Origin of the sequence: Micromonospora sp. NPDC000668, from assembly GCF_042897975.1 — a bacterium.
In the GTDB taxonomy this organism is placed as follows: Bacteria; Actinomycetota; Actinomycetes; order Mycobacteriales; family Micromonosporaceae; genus Micromonospora.
Window position 1 is genome coordinate 908,477 of sequence record NZ_JBIAYP010000002.1, and the last position, 14,274, is coordinate 922,750.

17 protein-coding genes are annotated in these 14,274 nt (G+C 72.8%); 9 read left to right on the top strand and 8 right to left on the bottom strand.

What is annotated here, in order from left to right:
- Position 1 precedes the first annotated feature (1 nt).
- Genes ACFY29_RS13700 through ACFY29_RS13720 form a run of 5 tightly spaced genes read right to left on the bottom strand, consistent with a single transcriptional unit; the run spans position 2 to position 4,056 of the window.
- Positions 2 to 1,363 carry an ATP-binding protein gene (locus ACFY29_RS13700; protein WP_386985820.1) on the bottom strand — a complete coding sequence of 454 codons (1,362 nt, stop codon included), beginning with the start codon at positions 1,361 to 1,363 and terminating at the stop codon, positions 2 to 4.
- On the bottom strand, positions 1,360 to 2,373 hold the full coding sequence (locus ACFY29_RS13705) for a SpoIIE family protein phosphatase (RefSeq protein WP_386985822.1): 1,014 nt from the start codon (positions 2,371 to 2,373) through the stop codon (positions 1,360 to 1,362). Before ACFY29_RS13705 ends, ACFY29_RS13700 begins: the two co-directional genes overlap by 4 nt.
- Positions 2,370 to 2,789, bottom strand: a complete 420-nt coding sequence (locus ACFY29_RS13710) for an ATP-binding protein (RefSeq protein WP_355600765.1) — start codon at positions 2,787 to 2,789, stop codon at positions 2,370 to 2,372. The genes ACFY29_RS13705 and ACFY29_RS13710 overlap by 4 nt, the downstream gene beginning before the upstream one ends.
- Positions 2,786 to 3,196 carry an STAS domain-containing protein gene (locus tag ACFY29_RS13715; protein ID WP_328422485.1) on the bottom strand — a complete coding sequence of 137 codons (411 nt, stop codon included), beginning with the start codon at positions 3,194 to 3,196 and terminating at the stop codon, positions 2,786 to 2,788. The genes ACFY29_RS13710 and ACFY29_RS13715 overlap by 4 nt, the downstream gene beginning before the upstream one ends.
- Positions 3,196 to 4,056, bottom strand: coding sequence for an STAS domain-containing protein (locus ACFY29_RS13720; protein WP_386985824.1), 861 nt, complete (start codon positions 4,054 to 4,056; stop codon positions 3,196 to 3,198). The genes ACFY29_RS13715 and ACFY29_RS13720 overlap by 1 nt, the downstream gene beginning before the upstream one ends.
- A 165-nt stretch (positions 4,057 to 4,221) precedes the next feature.
- Between ACFY29_RS13720 and ACFY29_RS13725 the strand changes: the two genes are divergently transcribed.
- Positions 4,222 to 4,578 (top strand): STAS domain-containing protein, encoded by a 357-nt coding sequence (locus ACFY29_RS13725; RefSeq protein WP_355600771.1) that lies wholly within the window; start codon positions 4,222 to 4,224, stop codon positions 4,576 to 4,578.
- Positions 4,579 to 4,591: 13 nt separating this feature from the next.
- On the opposite strand, the gene ACFY29_RS13730 is transcribed toward ACFY29_RS13725, so the two are convergent.
- The gene (locus ACFY29_RS13730; RefSeq protein WP_386985826.1) at positions 4,592 to 5,866 is read right to left on the bottom strand and encodes an MFS transporter; all 1,275 of its coding nucleotides are present in this window, start codon (positions 5,864 to 5,866) and stop codon (positions 4,592 to 4,594) included.
- Between the two features lie 50 nt (positions 5,867 to 5,916).
- Between ACFY29_RS13730 and ACFY29_RS13735 the strand changes: the two genes are divergently transcribed.
- The 4 genes from ACFY29_RS13735 (at position 5,917) to ACFY29_RS13750 (ending at position 8,080) form a co-directional block, all read left to right on the top strand.
- Positions 5,917 to 6,609: a FadR/GntR family transcriptional regulator gene (locus ACFY29_RS13735; protein WP_386985828.1), complete on the top strand. Its 693-nt coding sequence runs from the start codon at positions 5,917 to 5,919 to the stop codon at positions 6,607 to 6,609.
- Positions 6,610 to 6,648: 39 nt separating this feature from the next.
- Positions 6,649 to 7,122 (top strand): large conductance mechanosensitive channel protein MscL, encoded by a 474-nt coding sequence (gene mscL / locus ACFY29_RS13740; RefSeq protein WP_328422475.1) that lies wholly within the window; start codon positions 6,649 to 6,651, stop codon positions 7,120 to 7,122.
- 79 nt (positions 7,123 to 7,201) lie between these two features.
- Positions 7,202 to 7,453 (top strand): hypothetical protein, encoded by a 252-nt coding sequence (locus ACFY29_RS13745; protein ID WP_386985831.1) that lies wholly within the window; start codon positions 7,202 to 7,204, stop codon positions 7,451 to 7,453.
- A gap of 255 nt (positions 7,454 to 7,708) precedes the next feature.
- Positions 7,709 to 8,080 (top strand): hypothetical protein, encoded by a 372-nt coding sequence (locus ACFY29_RS13750; protein ID WP_386985834.1) that lies wholly within the window; start codon positions 7,709 to 7,711, stop codon positions 8,078 to 8,080.
- Here the strand turns inward: ACFY29_RS13750 and ACFY29_RS13755 are convergent.
- Complete coding sequence (locus ACFY29_RS13755) at positions 7,993 to 9,273, bottom strand: benzoate/H(+) symporter BenE family transporter (protein ID WP_386985836.1); 1,281 nt, start codon at positions 9,271 to 9,273, stop codon at positions 7,993 to 7,995. The two genes, ACFY29_RS13750 and ACFY29_RS13755, sit on opposite strands and share 88 nt — an antisense overlap.
- A gap of 55 nt (positions 9,274 to 9,328) precedes the next feature.
- On the opposite strand from ACFY29_RS13755, the gene ACFY29_RS13760 reads away from it, so the two are divergent.
- Positions 9,329 to 9,889 carry an XRE family transcriptional regulator gene (locus ACFY29_RS13760; protein WP_355600782.1) on the top strand — a complete coding sequence of 187 codons (561 nt, stop codon included), beginning with the start codon at positions 9,329 to 9,331 and terminating at the stop codon, positions 9,887 to 9,889.
- A gap of 41 nt (positions 9,890 to 9,930) precedes the next feature.
- On the opposite strand, the gene ACFY29_RS13765 is transcribed toward ACFY29_RS13760, so the two are convergent.
- Positions 9,931 to 10,977: a LuxR C-terminal-related transcriptional regulator gene (locus ACFY29_RS13765; protein WP_386985838.1), complete on the bottom strand. Its 1,047-nt coding sequence runs from the start codon at positions 10,975 to 10,977 to the stop codon at positions 9,931 to 9,933.
- Positions 10,978 to 11,040: 63 nt separating this feature from the next.
- Here ACFY29_RS13765 and ACFY29_RS13770 point away from each other — a divergent pair, with 63 nt between their 5' ends.
- The 3 genes from ACFY29_RS13770 (at position 11,041) to ACFY29_RS13780 (ending at position 14,271) form a co-directional block, all read left to right on the top strand.
- The gene (locus ACFY29_RS13770) at positions 11,041 to 11,760 is read left to right on the top strand and encodes a PP2C family protein-serine/threonine phosphatase (protein ID WP_386985840.1); all 720 of its coding nucleotides are present in this window, start codon (positions 11,041 to 11,043) and stop codon (positions 11,758 to 11,760) included.
- 53 nt (positions 11,761 to 11,813) lie between these two features.
- Positions 11,814 to 13,004, top strand: coding sequence for an enhanced intracellular survival protein Eis (eis, locus tag ACFY29_RS13775; protein WP_386985842.1), 1,191 nt, complete (start codon positions 11,814 to 11,816; stop codon positions 13,002 to 13,004).
- A 67-nt stretch (positions 13,005 to 13,071) separates the two neighbouring features.
- Positions 13,072 to 14,271: a hypothetical protein gene (locus tag ACFY29_RS13780; RefSeq protein WP_386986736.1), complete on the top strand. Its 1,200-nt coding sequence runs from the start codon at positions 13,072 to 13,074 to the stop codon at positions 14,269 to 14,271.
- Positions 14,272 to 14,274: the final 3 nt, after the last annotated feature.

Consider the following 14,274-nt stretch of genomic DNA (forward strand, 5'->3'; position numbering starts at 1 on the left):
GTCACGCTCCGCCCACGGGCAGGGAGACCGTGAACGTGCTGCCACGGCCCGGCTCGCTGGTCAGCTCCAGCGTTCCACCGAGCAGCGTCACCAGCCGCCGGGCGTACGGCAGGCCGAGGCCGGTGCCGCCGACCCGGGTCGCCCCGGGCACCTGGTAGAACTCCTCGAAGATCCGTTCGTGCAGCTCGGGGGCGATGCCTGGGCCGGTGTCGCTGACCGAGATGATCCACCGGTCATCGCGTTGCACGGCCCGCAGCCGCACCTCGCCGATCTCGGTGAACTTCAGCCCGTTGTGCAGCAGGTTGCGCAGCACCTGGCCGAGCAGCACCTCGTCGGTCCGCAACACGGCGCGCGCGGGCAGCTCCTCCACCACCAGCTCCACCTCGGGGCGGGTGGCCAGCGCGCGCAGCGTGCCGCGCAGTTGACCGAAGATCGGGCGCAGGTCCACCTCCGCCCAGTCCGGCTCGATCCGGCCGGACTCCGCCTTGGCCAGGTCCAGCAGTTCGTTGACCAGCCCGAGCAGGTCGGCCGCCGAGGACCGGATCAGATCGACCTGGCGGGCCTGCTCGGCGGTGAGCGGGTCGGAGGCGGAGTCGGAGAGCAGCCGCCCCAACCCGATGATCGCGGTGACCGGGGCGCGCAGCTCATGGCTCACGTTGGCCAGGAACCGGCTCTTGGACTCGCTTGCCGCCCGCAGTTGGGCCGACTTCTCGTCCAGCTCGGCGTAGAGGGCGACCACACCCCGGTTGGTCTCCTCCAGCTCCTCGGTGAGCTGGTTGTAGAGCGCCAGCACGCCGCGGTTGGTCTCGGCCAGCTCGTCGTTCAGCACGGCCAGGTCGTCGCGTTGGCTGCGCACCTCGTCGAGCGCCGCGATGAGCTGCCCGTTCTGGACGGTCAGCTCGTCCAGGGCGCTGGCCGGCGCGGTACGGCCGAGTTCGGCACGGAACTCGGCGAGCCGCTCCGGGGTGGGCGTCGGCGCGTTGGCCGGGACTCGTCGGGACATCCTCACGACCGTAACCCCCGCGACGGTCGAAACGCTCAGTGTGTCGACCAGTCGGGACACCGCGCCGGACTGCGGCTCGTACCGGCCGTCCGGCAGCGGGGCCATCGGGGCCAGGTCGGCGCGGAGGTGGAACCGGCCGTCGGTGCCCGCATCGATGTGGAAGGAGACCTCCGCGCCCCCCACCGTCCGCAGCAGGTCGCGGGCCACCTCGCTGAGCGCGGTGGCGATCCGGATCTGGTCCTGGTGTTCCAGGCCGACCACCGCGGCCACCTCGCGGCCCCGCTGGCGGATCACGAAGATGTCCTGTTCGACTCGCAGCGCCATCTGCAGCAGCGGCAGCGCGGCCGGCTCCCCGGTCATGCCCAGGACCTCGCGACCAGCACGCAGGCGTCGTCGCGCCGTACTCCGGCGTCGCGCAGCAGGGTCGCCGCCATCACCAGCGGGGACCGTTCCGCGAGGCCCGGGTAGTCGGTCAACCGCCAGCGGTCGACCACTCCGTCGCTGTGCATGACGAGCCGGGCGCCCGGACCGAACGGGTAGTCGTATCCCCGGACCGTCGGCCGCTGGTGCCCGGCGATGCCGGGCAGCGACACCAGCCCTCGGCGCTTGCCGTCGCCCTCGACGACCACGCCGGCGATGTTGCCCAGCCCGGCGTAGTGCAGCACGCCGTCCTCCGGCACCAGCTCGGCGACCGCCAGCGCCGCGCCGCGGGTGTGCGACATGGTCCGGTGCAGGTGACTGACCACCGTTGCGGGTGGGCCGGCCGGGGCGTCACGGAACGCGGCCATTGCAGCCTGGGTGGCCGCGGCGGCCAGCGGGCCGTGCCCCAGGCCGTCGCTGACCAGCACCTGGTGCCGCCCGTCCGCGATCCGGACGGCGTACCCGTCGCCGCTGACCGTCTCACCGGTCAACGGCCGGGTGAGGGCGCCGGCCCAGGACGGTCGGGCCGGCTCGGCCGGCCAGACCTGCACGGCGAGGACGGTGCCCCGGCCGGGCAGCGAGTACGCGTCGAACCAGTTGGCCTGCCGGACGATGGCGCCCAGACCGATGCCGAGCGTGCCGGTGGTGGAGTGCCCGTCCTGGGACGAGGCGGTCAGGTCGGCCATGCCGGGCCCGGAGTCGATGGCCACCAGTTCCACGCCTGCTTCCCCGGCTCGGCGTACCGGCCGCAGGAGCAGAGCGCCTTCGTCGGCGTGCTTGACCAGGTTGCTGGTCAGCTCGGCGGCGACGATGGCCAGGTCGGCGATGCGTGGCTGCCCCAGCTCCACCTGCTCACCGAGGCGCTCGGCGGCACGCCGGACGGCGCTGGCCGCGCTGCTGGCCTCCACCCGGAACCAGATACCGCTGTCGGTGACCGCGTCCCCGTTCACCGGGACCACTTGGTGACCGCGATGCGGGTGCCGGTCTCCGCGGACGTCTCGATCTGGAACTCGTCGACAAGTCGCCGGGCGCCGCTGAGCCCGAGCCCGAGGCCGCCGCCCGTGGTGTAGCCGTCCGTGAAGGCCATGTCGAGATCGGCGATGCCGGGCCCGGAGTCGGTGAAGACGATCTGGACGCCCTGGCGCCGCCCGTTGTCCACGGTGGTCACCTCCACCGTGCCGCCGCCGCCGTACACCAGGGTGTTGCGGGCCAGCTCGCTAGCCGCGGTGACCACCTTGGTCTGGTCGACCAGGGAAAGCTTGACGGCCACCGCCACGGCACGGACCAGCTGCCGGACACGCACCACGTCCTCGTCACTCCGGATCGACTGCGCCTGCGGGTGGCCCAGGTCGATACCCATGGTCACAGCGTGGCCGTCTCGGCGTCCGGATCGTCGGCGAGCTGGTCATCGAGCTCGTCTGGACGCGCCGCCGCGATCAGCTCCATGCCGCGCTCGACGTTCAGAGCGGTACGGATGCCGTTCAGCGACAGGCCCAGTTCGACCAGGGTGATGGCGACGGCGGGGCGCATCCCGACCACCACCGTCTCCGCGTCGAGCACCTTGGAGATCGACGCGATGGTGGAGAGCATCCGCCCGACGAAGGAGTCGACGATGTCCAGCGCGGTGATGTCGATGATGACGCCGTGGCAGCCGGTGGCCACGATCCGCTCGGCGAGGTCCTCCTGAAGCGCGACCGCGGTCTGGTCGGACATGTCGAGCTGGATGGAGACGAGCAGGATGTCACCGATCTTGAGGATCGGTACCCGTTCCATCAGGCGTCCCGGCGTGACTGCCGGCGGGAGTTCTCCACACCGGTCAGCCGCAGCACGTGGCGCAGTGCGTCGGCGAGGGTCGCCTTGGTGGCGATGTCACCGAACTCGATGCCGAGCGCGACGATGGTCTGCGCGATCTGCGGGCGGATGCCGGAGATGATGCAGTCGGCGCCCATCAGCCGGGCGGCCACCACGGTCTTCAGGATGTGCTGGGCGACCTGGGTGTCCACCGCCGGGACGCCGGTGATGTCGATGATCGCGTACGGGGAGCTGGTGTCGACCAGGGTCTGCAGCAGCCGCTCCATCACCACCTGGGCGCGGGCCGAGTCCAGGGTGCCGACCAGCGGGACGGCGACCACGCCCTCCCAGAGCTTGACCACCGGCGTGGAGAGCTCGAGCAGTTGCTCGGCCTGGTCGGCGATCAGGCTCTCCCGGGTGCGCACGAAGCTCTCGAAGGTGAACAGGCCCAGCTCGTCGACCAGCCCGGAGAAGGCGACGTAGTCGTGCAGGGCCTTGTCGCCGCCGGCCTCCTGCACCAGGTCGGCCAACACGTCCTTGAGCGCGAAGATGCTGATCGCGGTCTCGGTTGCGGAGAAGCCCTGCCGGGCCCGACCACGGGACAGCTCGGAGAGCGTGGCGCGCAGTTCGGCGGCGTTCTCGGCGGACAGGTCGATGACGCCCTGCTCGCCGGTGCTGACAATGGCATGGTGCAGGTCCTGAACCTGCCGGCGCAGCTCCGCCTGACTCAGCCGGCCGCGCAACGAACCGGCGATGATCTCGGTCCACCGCTGCGTGACCCGTTCGGCCTGCCCACCCAGCAACGCGGCGAGTCGACCACTTTCCTCGGCGCTCAACGCCATTGCGAAACCCCCCTCGACCTGGAACGGGCCGGACTCTATCACCGGACACTGATCAACTACTTGCCACGTAGCAACGGAATGATGATGACCACCGGATCGCGGCTCCCGATCTGCGTCCGACCCTGTCCGTGGGATACCGTTCCCCCGATAACAGGAGGTCTGCAAATGTCCTTGACGGTGCACACGGAACAACGCGACGACGTGGTTGTCGTGTCGGTCGCGGGCGAGCTGGACATGGCGACCGCACCGCAGTTGCAGGACCAGATCACCGATCTGCTCGACAAGGGCCGCAACCGGCTGGTGTTCGACCTGGCGGATGTCTCGTTCTGCGACTCGACCGGTCTGTCGGTCTTCGTCCGCGCCAAGAACAGCTGCGACGAGGCTGGCGGCGTGGTGCGGCTGGCCGCCCCGCAGCGAGGGGTGCTGCGCATCCTCGAGGTGAGCGGCCTGGTCGAGGTGCTGCACACCTATCCGACGGTGGATCAGGCCGTCGCCGGCGACCCGACGCCGACCTCCTCCTGACCGCTGCCGCTCGTCACTCGTCCTCGACGTAGCGGGGACGGGCGATCGCCAGGCCCGCCGCCGTCTGCACGGCGAGCGCGGCCAGCAGGAACCCGATCGGCGCGGTCCAGCCGCCGGTGACCTCATAGAGGATGCCGACCATCAGCGGGCCGAGGGCGGCGATCACGTACCCGGTGCTCTGTGCGAACGCGGAGAGCGCGACGGTCCCCTCGGCGGTGCGGGCGCGTAGACCAATGGTGGTCAGGATCATCGGGAACGCGCCCTGGCCGATGGCCAGCAGGGCCACCCAGAGCAGCGCAGCGCCCTGCGGAGCGAGCGCCAACCCCAGGTAGGCCAACGTCGACGCGGCGGTCAGCCCGAGCACCAGCGGGCGCAGGGTGGCCAGCCGGCCGGCCAGGGTGGGCATCACCAGCGCGATCGGCACGCCGAGCGCGGTCACCCCGGCGAGCAGCAGCCCGGCCGACTCCGGCTGGTAGCCGGCGTCCCGGAACAGCTGGGCCAGCCAGCCCATGATCGCGTACCCGCTGAGCGACTGGGCGCCGAAGTAGATGGCCATCGCCCAGCCCAGCCGGGTCCGCGCCGGCCGGACCCGCGTCGGTGTGGCGACGGCCGCCGTCGGGGTCGCCCGCCGCGCGGCCGCCCTGGCCCGCAGCGCCAGCGGCACCCACGGGAGTACGGCCACCGCGGCCAGCCCGGCCCAGACGCCGAGCCCGGCCCGCCAGGACCCGAAGGCGTGCGCGATCGGCACCGCCGAGGCCGCGGCCACCGTCGTGCCCACGGTCAACGCCATCGTGTACGCCCCGGTGACCAGGCCGGTGCGGTGCGGGAAGTGCTGCTTGACCAGCATCGGCAGCAGAATGTTCGCCACCGCGATACCGGCCAGTGCCAGCGCGCTGGTGAGCAGGAAGACCCAGGTCGAGTCGGTGGCGACCCGGAGCACCTGACCGACGGCGAGGGCGAGCATGGCGATCACCAGCACCCGGGCCGGCGCCACCCGGCGGACCAGCCACGGAGTGAGCGCGCCGAGGCCGGCGAACGCGATGGTCGGCAGGGTGGTGACCAGGCCGGCGGTGGTCCCGGAGAGCCCCAACCCGTCGCGGATCTCGTCGAGCAGGGCGCCGAGGCTGGTGACCGCGGCGCGCAGGTTGAGCGCGACCAGCAGCATCCCGACCAGCACGAGCGCACCGCCGGTCGCCGGGTGGGTCCGACGGCCCGCACCGGGGTCGTGCGCCGGGCCGGGAGCGACGGGGGCGGGAGGCGCCGGAGCGGCGGTCGGTGGCGGGGTCATGACCTCTAACCTACAATCATGGGATGAATTTGGGACCGGTGATGTAACCAGTGCCACCGTTGGTCGATTCCCCCTCCGCGCCGCCGGTGCCGCCCCGCGGCCACCGCGTCCGGCAGACCATCGAGCAGCTCCGTGCCCGGATCCTGGGCGGCGAGTGGCCGGTCGGCGGGCGCATCCCCACCGAGCCACAGCTGGTTTCCGCGCTGGGCGTCGGGCGCAACACGGTCCGTGAGGCGGTCCGCGCCCTGGTGCACGCCGGTGTGCTGGAGTGCCGGCAGGGCTCCGGCACGTACGTGGTGTCCACCGACGAACTGGCGCCGGTGGTGGCCCGCCAACTCGGCGACGACCGGATGACCGAGGTCATCGAGGTGCGGCGCGCCTTCGAGGTCGAGGCCGCCCGGCTCGCCGCGCTGCGGCGTACCCCGATCGACCTGGCAGCGCTCGACGGCGCGCTCGCCGAGCGCGAGGCGGCCTGGCGCGGCGGTCGGGTGGACGCGTTCGTCGAGGCGGACGCGGCGCTGCACACCTCGGTGGTCGCCGCCGCGCACAACCCCATGCTCGCCGAGCTGTACGCATCGGTCGGCGCCGCCCTGCGCAGCACCGTCGCCCAGGCGATGGGGGACGTGCTCACACCCGAGCGCTACGTCGACCACACCCGGCTGGTCGAGGCGATCCGGGCCGGCGACCCGGCGCTGGCGGCGATCGAAGCCGGCGCTTTTCTGGAGCCCACTCCCGGGGCATAGGTTGTCCCCGACGGAAAACCGGACACGTCGGGAGTACGGATGTTCAAGGGCTTCAAAGACTTCATCATGCGCGGCAACGTCGTCGATCTGGCGGTCGGTGTCGTCATCGGCGCCGCGTTCACAGCGGTGGTCACGTCGCTGACCAACGCGTTCCTCAAGCCGCTGATCACGCTCCTCGTGCTGCTGATCACCGGCAAGGACAATGGTCTCGCAGGAGCCGCCTGGACGATCCGTGGCGTCGAATTCGACTGGATCAGCTTCCTCAACGCGTTGATCACCTTCCTGCTCACCGCAGCCGCGCTCTACTTCCTCGTGGTGTTCCCGATGAACAAGCTGGCCGAGCGGCGCAGGCGGGGCGAGGAGCCGCCGCCGGCCGCGCCGAGCGAGGAGGTCAAGCTGCTGACCGAGATTCGGGACGCGCTGGTCTCCGCCGGCCACGCCACTCCCGGCCAGCAGCGCGGAGCGCTGGACGACGTGCTGGGCCGCCGCACCGAGCCGCCGGCGCCGCGCTGACCGACGGATGCACATCGGCCCCTGCGGGATTCCCGCAGGGGCCGCACCTTCTCGTACGTGTGTTCGATAGAGTCCGCCCATGGAGCAGCGAAAGCACTGGTGGAACGGGAAATGGGGGCGGTTGGCCCGGCGGGACGTGTTCCTCCGGGTGGACGCCGACCGGTGGCACGTCGAGCAGCGGGCCGGCGGCGCCGAGGGCATCTCCCGGTTCTACGAGTACGGCAGTGCGGACGAGGCCGAGGAGACGGTCCGGGCCCTGCTCGACGGCCCGGACGCCTGGCGCGAACTCTCCCCGCGCCCGCCCGGCGGCTGGACCCTCCCGAACGGCTGAGTGGGCGGACGGTCTGGGCGGGCCGCCGGGTGCGGTGTGCCTCAGGCGTCGCGGTCGGTCGCCCGCCACCGTTACTCCCGGGCCCTGGAGGCGGTACTGCTTTCGCCGGCGATGACTCTGAGGCATGAATATGCCTCAGAGTCATCACGCTCTCCGGGCCTATCGCCTCCGTGCGCGGCCGCTGCCGGGCTGGCTGAGCGTGGGGCGGGTTGGCGACGGCGTTTAGCGGCGCACCGCCCCGGGAACCGCGGTGGGATGGACCAGCAGGACAAGCAGCAGGCGACCATCTCGCGGATCACCACCGGCATGCCGGTGATCGACGCCGCCGGCACCGAGGTCGGGACCGTGGACCTCGTCCAGCGAGGTGACCCGAACGCGGTGACCGTGCAGGCGCCGACCGCCGACCCAGGCAGCAGCCTGGACGAGCTGATCGAGGCGACCGCGGTCGAGGAGCCGGGTGTTCCGGCCGATCTGGCGGCGCGGCTGCTGCACAGCGGCTACCTGAAGGTCTCCACCGAGCTGACCCGCACCGGGGCCGTCTACGTACCGGCCGACCGGATCGGGTCGGTGGCCGACGGCCGGGTCCTCCTCGCCGTGGGCGTGGCCGACCTGCCACCCGAGGAGTGATCCACGGCCGTCCTGGCCCGAGTGGATCTCTCTGCGGCGGGTGGACGACGGCGGAAGAGCAGCAGCATCAGGCAGCCGGCGACCAGCCCCCAGAACGCGCCGCCCACACCGATCAGCGTCACCCCCGAGGCGGTCACCACGAAGGTGACCACGGCGGCCTCCCGGGCGCCTGGATCGGCCACCGCCGAGGCGAGCGCGGTGGCGAGCGCCCCCAGTAGCGCCAGCCCGGCGACCGCCTCGATGAGGATCGGCGGGGCGACCGCGACCAGCGCGGTGGCCACGCCGGCGCCCAGCCCGAGCAGGGCCAGGCCGACGCCGGCGGTGACCGAGGCGACCCACCGGCGCTCCGGGTCCGGGTGGGCGTCGGGGCCGGCGGCCAGCGCGGCGGTGATCGCCGCGAGGTTCACGGCGTGCCCGCCAGCCGGTGCGGCCAGCAGGCTGGCCAGGCCGGTGGCCCGCAGCGCGGCACCGAACGGCGGGCGGTAGCCGTAGCCGACCAGCACCGCCATCCCGGGTACGTTCTGCGCGGCCATGGTGACCAGGAACAGCGGAAGGGCGAGCCCGACCAGCGCGGACGCGTTCCAGGCCGGCGCGGTCAGGGTGACCGACGGGGTCAGCGCGGCACCGGTCAGACCGGCCGGCGGTGCGGTCAGCGCGATCGCCGCCACCGCCACCAGCAGCGCTCCGGGCACCGCCCAGCGGCGGGCGAACCGGTGCAGCAGCAGCCAGCCGACCACCACCGGGCCGGCCACCGTGGGCAGTTCGACCAGCGCGCGGACCGGCGCGGTGCACAGCGGTAACAGCACCCCGGCGAGCATCGCGCCGGCCACCGGCTTCGGGATGGCGGCCACCGCCCGGCCGAGCGGCGGGAACAACCCGGCCGCCAAGATCAGCAGCCCGGAGACGAGAAACGCGCCCACCGCGACCGGCCACCCGCCCGGCGGCGGGCCCGTCGCCACCAGCAGCGCCGCGCCCGGCGTGGACCAGGCCACGCTCATCGGCACCCGGTGCCGCCAGCCCAGCCAGGCGGCGGCGAGGCCGCACGCCACGCAGAGCGCCAGCAGCCCGGAGGCGGCCTGCGCGTCGGACGCGCCGGCCGCCCGGAGCCCGGCCAGCACGACGGTGAACGAGCTGGCGAAGCCGACCAGCGCGGTCACCGCGCCGGCCAGCACCGGTTGCACCCGTCCGGCCATCCGATCCCCCCGACTGTTCCGTTTACGGAACGACAGCGTGTAGCACGATAGCCGGATGCCGCACCCACCACCAACCCGCCGTCCCGGCCTCGACGTGGATCCCGCCGTCGTGGGCCGCCGGGTCCGCGCCCTGCGCGAGGAGCGGGGGATCTCGCTGTCCACACTGGCCCGGCTCGCCGGCATCGGTAAGGCCACGCTCTCCGGCTTGGAGCACGGCACCCGCAACCCGACCCTGGAGACGCTCTGGGCGGTCACCGCGCAGCTCGGCGTACCGCTGACCGCCGTACTGGCCGAGCCGACCGCCGCGCCCACCATGCACGGCAGCGCCGTCAGCGCCACCCTGCTGGAGGTGTTCACCGAGGCCGACGCGACCTACGAGCTGTACCGGATGAGAGTCGCGCCCGGGCCGGGGCAGCTCTCCCCCGCCCACCACCCCGGGGTCACCGAGCACATCACCGTCTTCGCCGGAGTGCTACGCGCCGGCCCGGCCGACGCGCCGCTGACCGCCCCGGCCGGCGGTCACCTTCGTTGGGTCTCCGACGTGCCGCACAGCTACACGGCGGTGGGCGACGAGGAGGTCGCCGCCAGCCTGCTACTGCGCTACCCACGCCGCTGACCCGCGTCCCCCGGGGCCGCCATGGCCCGGCCGAGGGTGACTCAGCGGTCCACCGGGGCCGGCCCCGGCAGCCGGTGCCGGACCGCCCAGAGCGCCACCTCGGTCCGCGACGCCGAGCCGGTCTTGCGCAGCAGGTTGGACACGTGCACGGTCACCGTCCGCACCGAGATGCCGAGCGCCTTCGCGACCTGCTTGTTGGACATCCCGGCGACCAGGCAGCCGAGCACCTCCACCTCCCGACCGGTCAGCTCCGGGTCGACCGGTGGGACGACCTCCGACACCGGAGCGGCCGGTGCCGCCGGTGAACGCGGTCCGGGCAACCGCCGGAACAACGCTTCCGGCCCTTCCCCGCCGTGCGCGGCCAACAACTCGGTCAGGGCGTACGGGTTGCCGCCGGTACACCGCCAGACCGAGGCGACCAGCCGACCGGACGGGTTGCTGCCGGCGTACACCTGGGTCAGCACCTCGGCGACCTCGGCCGGGCGCAGCGGGCCGAGGTGCTGGCGGACGGCACCGCGGACCCCGCAGAGCCGGGCCAGCGCGCGGCTCGTGAGCTCCGGTGCCACCGCGTCGGCCGGCGGCCTACTGGCCACCACCAGCAGGGCTGGCAGGTCGGCAACGGTGGCCAGCTCGCCGATCAGGTTGACGCTGGCCGGGTCGAGCGCGTGCAGGTCCTCCACCACCAGCACGGCCGGGCCGGCACCGATCAGCAACTGGACGGTCCGCACGGCGAGGCGGAGCAGGGTGCCCGGCGCGTACCGCTCGCGGGGCGCGGTGGGCTGCTGGGCCAACCAGGCCAGCGCGTCCGGCGGCAGGGCGAGCCGGCTGGTGTCCCGACCGGTCAGCACAGCGGCCAGCCAGTCGTACGGGGCGGGACCGTGCACCCGGGCGGCGCCGGAGAGAACCACCGCGGGACGCGGCGTGAAGGCATCCACAGCGGCAGTGACCAGCAGACTCTTACCCACTCCCGCTGCGCCGGTGATCACCGCGACGGCCGCCGACGGCCGGCCGACGGTCGCCACGGCGGACCAGGCCCGGTCGAGCTCGGCGAGCTCGCCGGCGCGTCCGACCATGGACACCGGCATCATTTCTCAACCCTACGTAGTAGTGCGTAGAGACGGCGGTGGGGTGTTCTTGGCAAACTTGACCCCATGACGCTCATCCTCCGCTCGGTCATCCTCAACGACATCGGACTGATCCGGACCAACAACGAGGACTCCGCCCTCGCCGGTGACCGCCTGATCGCCGTCGCGGACGGCATGGGCGGGCTGCCCGCGGGTGAGGTGGCGAGCGAGATCGTGATCCGGATCCTGGACGAGTTGGCCCCGCCGACCGAACCCGACGCAGCCGCCGACGCCCTACGCGCCGTGGTCAGCACCGCCAACCAGCGCATCCATGCCGCCATCGCCGTCGACCCGGCCCGCGAGGGGATGGGCACCACGCTCACCGCGGCGCTGCTGGCCGCGGAGACGCTGGTGCTGGCCCAGGTCGGCGACTCCCGCTGCTACCTGCTGCGCGACGGGGAGCTCACCCAGCTCACCAGGGATGACACGTTCGTCCAGGCGCTCGTCGACCAGGGCACGCTCTCTCCCGAGCAGGCCCGGCACCACCCGCAGCGGTCCCTGGTGACCCGGGCCGTGCAGGGCGCCGACACCCCACCGGCGGTCGGCGTGCTCACCGTCGTGCCCGGCGACCGGCTGCTGCTGTGCAGCGACGGCCTTTCCGACTACGTCGAGGACGAGGCCATCGCGGCGACGCTGGGCATGTACGCCGACCGCCAGCAGTGCGGCGAGCAGTTGGTGAAGCTCGCCCACCACGCTGGCGCGCCGGACAACGTCACCGTCGTCGTCTCCGACGTCATGGCCCGCTGACGGGTTCGCGCAATCCGGTTGCGGCCAGTGGTGGCGCCGGTTGGGATGGGCTGATGACCATGCGCCGGGTGACCGCCGATGAACGCCTGACCACCAGCTTCCCGCTGGCCGCGTACGCCTTCGAGTCATCGCCGCTCGGTGCGGCCCGCACCGAGGAGTTCCGCGACTACCTGCCCTATCAGTCGGGCAACCGGACGCTGATCGTCGAGGAGGGCGGCAGCACGCTGGCCGCCGCCTCGGCCATCCCGATGCGGCAGAACCTGCGCGGGGTGGTGCTGCCGATGGCCGGCGTGGCCGGGGTGGCCACCCATCCGCTGGCCCGCCGGCAGGGACACGTCCGGACGCTGCTGCACCAACTCCTGGACGAGATGCGCGACGAGGGGCACCCGCTCAGCGCGCTCTACCCGTTCCGGCCCAGCTTCTACGCCCGGTTCGGCTACGTCGGGCTGCCCAAGCCGCGCACGGTCACCTTCAATCCCGCCGACCTGGGGCCACTGGTCCGCGCCGAACTGCCCGGCGAGGTGACCTGGGAGCGGATCCGCGCCGGTTACCCCGCGTGGCACGCATTCACCGAGCTCTGCCTCCACCAACGCCACGGCTTCGCGGTCTTCCCCGACTACCGGGCCGTCGGGTTGCGCGACCGGGACGAGTACTGGCTGCTCACCGCCCGGGTGGACGGCGAGGTCACCGGCGCGGTCACGTACCGGATCGACGACCACGGCGGCGCGCTGATCGGCAACGAGCTGCTGTACGCCGACCCGCTCGCCCGTGCCCTGCTGCTGCAGTTCTTCGCTCGGCACGTCGACCAGGTCGAGCGGATCGCCGTTCAGGTCCCGCCGGACGAGCTGCCGGAGCTGTGGCTCACCGACCTGGCCGTGCACGTCGAGGCGCGGGCGGCCCGACCGGGCTCGTCCGCCCCGATGGCCCGGCTCCTGTCGCTGGACGCGCTGAGCGGGCTGCCCGCCGGGCCGGGCCGGGTCCGCATCGAGCTGACCGGTGACCGGTGGCTGGCCGGCAGCCACCTGCTGGACGGCACGACCGGGTCGCTGGAGCTGGTCGGTGGCGCGGGCGGCTCGGCGCCGACCGCCACGCTGACCGCCGCCGGCCTCTCCGCCCTGGCGTACGGGGTGCTGGATCCCGCCGAGCTGCCGTTGCGCGGGCTGGGCGAGGTGCCGGTGGACGCCGCCGCGGAGCTGCGCGGCATCTTCCCCCGCCGGGTGCCGTACCTCTTCGCCGACTTTTAGCAGCTGGTTAAGCCGGCATGGCGAATTCGCCGGACGCCGTCCCGGCTCCTAGCATCACGGGGTGCGCATGACGTCGCTTGCCGCCCTGCTCGTCCTCGGTGTCGCCACCGCGACCCTGCCCGCCTGCGCACCCAACGACCCGGCACCGGTCTCGCCGCCCGACTCGTCGGCCCAGCCGGCGGCGCTGTCGACCGGTGAGCAGGGCGTCGCGCCGGCGGGCCGGGACGGCCTCGGCGGCCCCGGGGCCAGCGCGAGCCCGAAGCCCGCCACCAAGGCGCTCGCGGCCGGCAACCCGAACGGCAACGCCACCGTGCCGGCCGAGGGGCGGGCGGTCGACACCTCGAAGCCGACCCGGACCATCGGCACCGGCACCCCGGCGAGCTGCACCTCCGCGGCGGTGGTGAAGGCCGTCGCCGCTGGCGGCGTCATCACCTTCGACTGTGGACCGGCCCCGGTGACGATCAAGATGGCTGCCACCGCGAAGGTCCGCAACGCCAACGGGCCGAAGGTGGTGCTGGACGGCGGCGGCAAGGTCACGCTCAGCGGTCAGGGGAAGCGCCGCATCCTCTACATGAACACCTGCGACAGCGCCCAGGGCTGGACCACCTCGCACTGCCAGAACCAGGACCACCCGCAGCTCACCGTGCAGAACCTGACCTTCGCCGACGGCAACTCCACCGGGGACAAGGCCGAGGGCGGCGGCGGTGGGGCGATCTTCGTACGCGGCGGGCGGTTCAAGGTGGTCAACTCGCGCTTCGTCCGCAACCGCTGCGACCGTACCGGCCCGGACCTGGGTGGCGCGGCCATCCGGGTGCTCAGCCAATATGAGAACAAGCCGGTGTACGTGGTGAGCAGCACCTTCGGCGGCGCCACCGGTCAGGGCGGCTCCTGCTCCAACGGGGGCGCGCTGAGCAGCATCGGCGTCTCCTGGGTGGTGCTGAACAGCGTGCTCAGCCACAACGAGGCGATCGGCAGCGGCGCCAACCCGGCCAAGTCCGGTACGCCCGGCGGCGGCAGCGGCGGCGCGATCTACTGCGACGGCAACGAGTTCACCGTGCGGATCGCCGGCACCATCATCGAGAACAACAAGGCCAACGAGGGTGGCGGCGCGATCTTCTTCGTCAGCAACAACCGCACCGGCACCATGGCGATCGAGAAGTCCACCCTGCGCCGCAACCCGAGCGGCAAGTTCGAGACCCGCGGCTTCCCCGGCATCTTCTTCCTCGGCGCCCGCAACCCCACCGTCAGCGGCTCCAAACTGAGCTGACCC

Bases quoted from the DNA above. Each gene is read 5' to 3' on its own strand.
- ACFY29_RS13700 (WP_386985820.1), bottom strand. From the start codon at position 1,363: ATGACCGGGGAGCCGGCCGCGCTGCCGCTGCTGCAGATGGCGCTGCGA.
- ACFY29_RS13715 (WP_328422485.1), bottom strand. From the start codon at position 3,196: ATGGAACGGGTACCGATCCTCAAGATCGGTGACATCCTGCTCGTCTCC.
- ACFY29_RS13720 (WP_386985824.1), bottom strand. From the start codon at position 4,056: ATGGCGTTGAGCGCCGAGGAAAGTGGTCGACTCGCCGCGTTGCTGGGT.
- ACFY29_RS13725 (WP_355600771.1), top strand. From the start codon at position 4,222: ATGTCCTTGACGGTGCACACGGAACAACGCGACGACGTGGTTGTCGTG.
- ACFY29_RS13730 (WP_386985826.1), bottom strand. From the start codon at position 5,866: ATGACCCCGCCACCGACCGCCGCTCCGGCGCCTCCCGCCCCCGTCGCT.
- mscL (WP_328422475.1), top strand. From the start codon at position 6,649: ATGTTCAAGGGCTTCAAAGACTTCATCATGCGCGGCAACGTCGTCGAT.
- ACFY29_RS13745 (WP_386985831.1), top strand. From the start codon at position 7,202: ATGGAGCAGCGAAAGCACTGGTGGAACGGGAAATGGGGGCGGTTGGCC.
- ACFY29_RS13750 (WP_386985834.1), top strand. From the start codon at position 7,709: ATGGACCAGCAGGACAAGCAGCAGGCGACCATCTCGCGGATCACCACC.
- ACFY29_RS13755 (WP_386985836.1), bottom strand. From the start codon at position 9,273: ATGGCCGGACGGGTGCAACCGGTGCTGGCCGGCGCGGTGACCGCGCTG.
- ACFY29_RS13760 (WP_355600782.1), top strand. From the start codon at position 9,329: ATGCCGCACCCACCACCAACCCGCCGTCCCGGCCTCGACGTGGATCCC.
- ACFY29_RS13765 (WP_386985838.1), bottom strand. From the start codon at position 10,977: ATGATGCCGGTGTCCATGGTCGGACGCGCCGGCGAGCTCGCCGAGCTC.
- ACFY29_RS13770 (WP_386985840.1), top strand. From the start codon at position 11,041: ATGACGCTCATCCTCCGCTCGGTCATCCTCAACGACATCGGACTGATC.
- eis (WP_386985842.1), top strand. From the start codon at position 11,814: ATGACCATGCGCCGGGTGACCGCCGATGAACGCCTGACCACCAGCTTC.
- ACFY29_RS13780 (WP_386986736.1), top strand. From the start codon at position 13,072: ATGACGTCGCTTGCCGCCCTGCTCGTCCTCGGTGTCGCCACCGCGACC.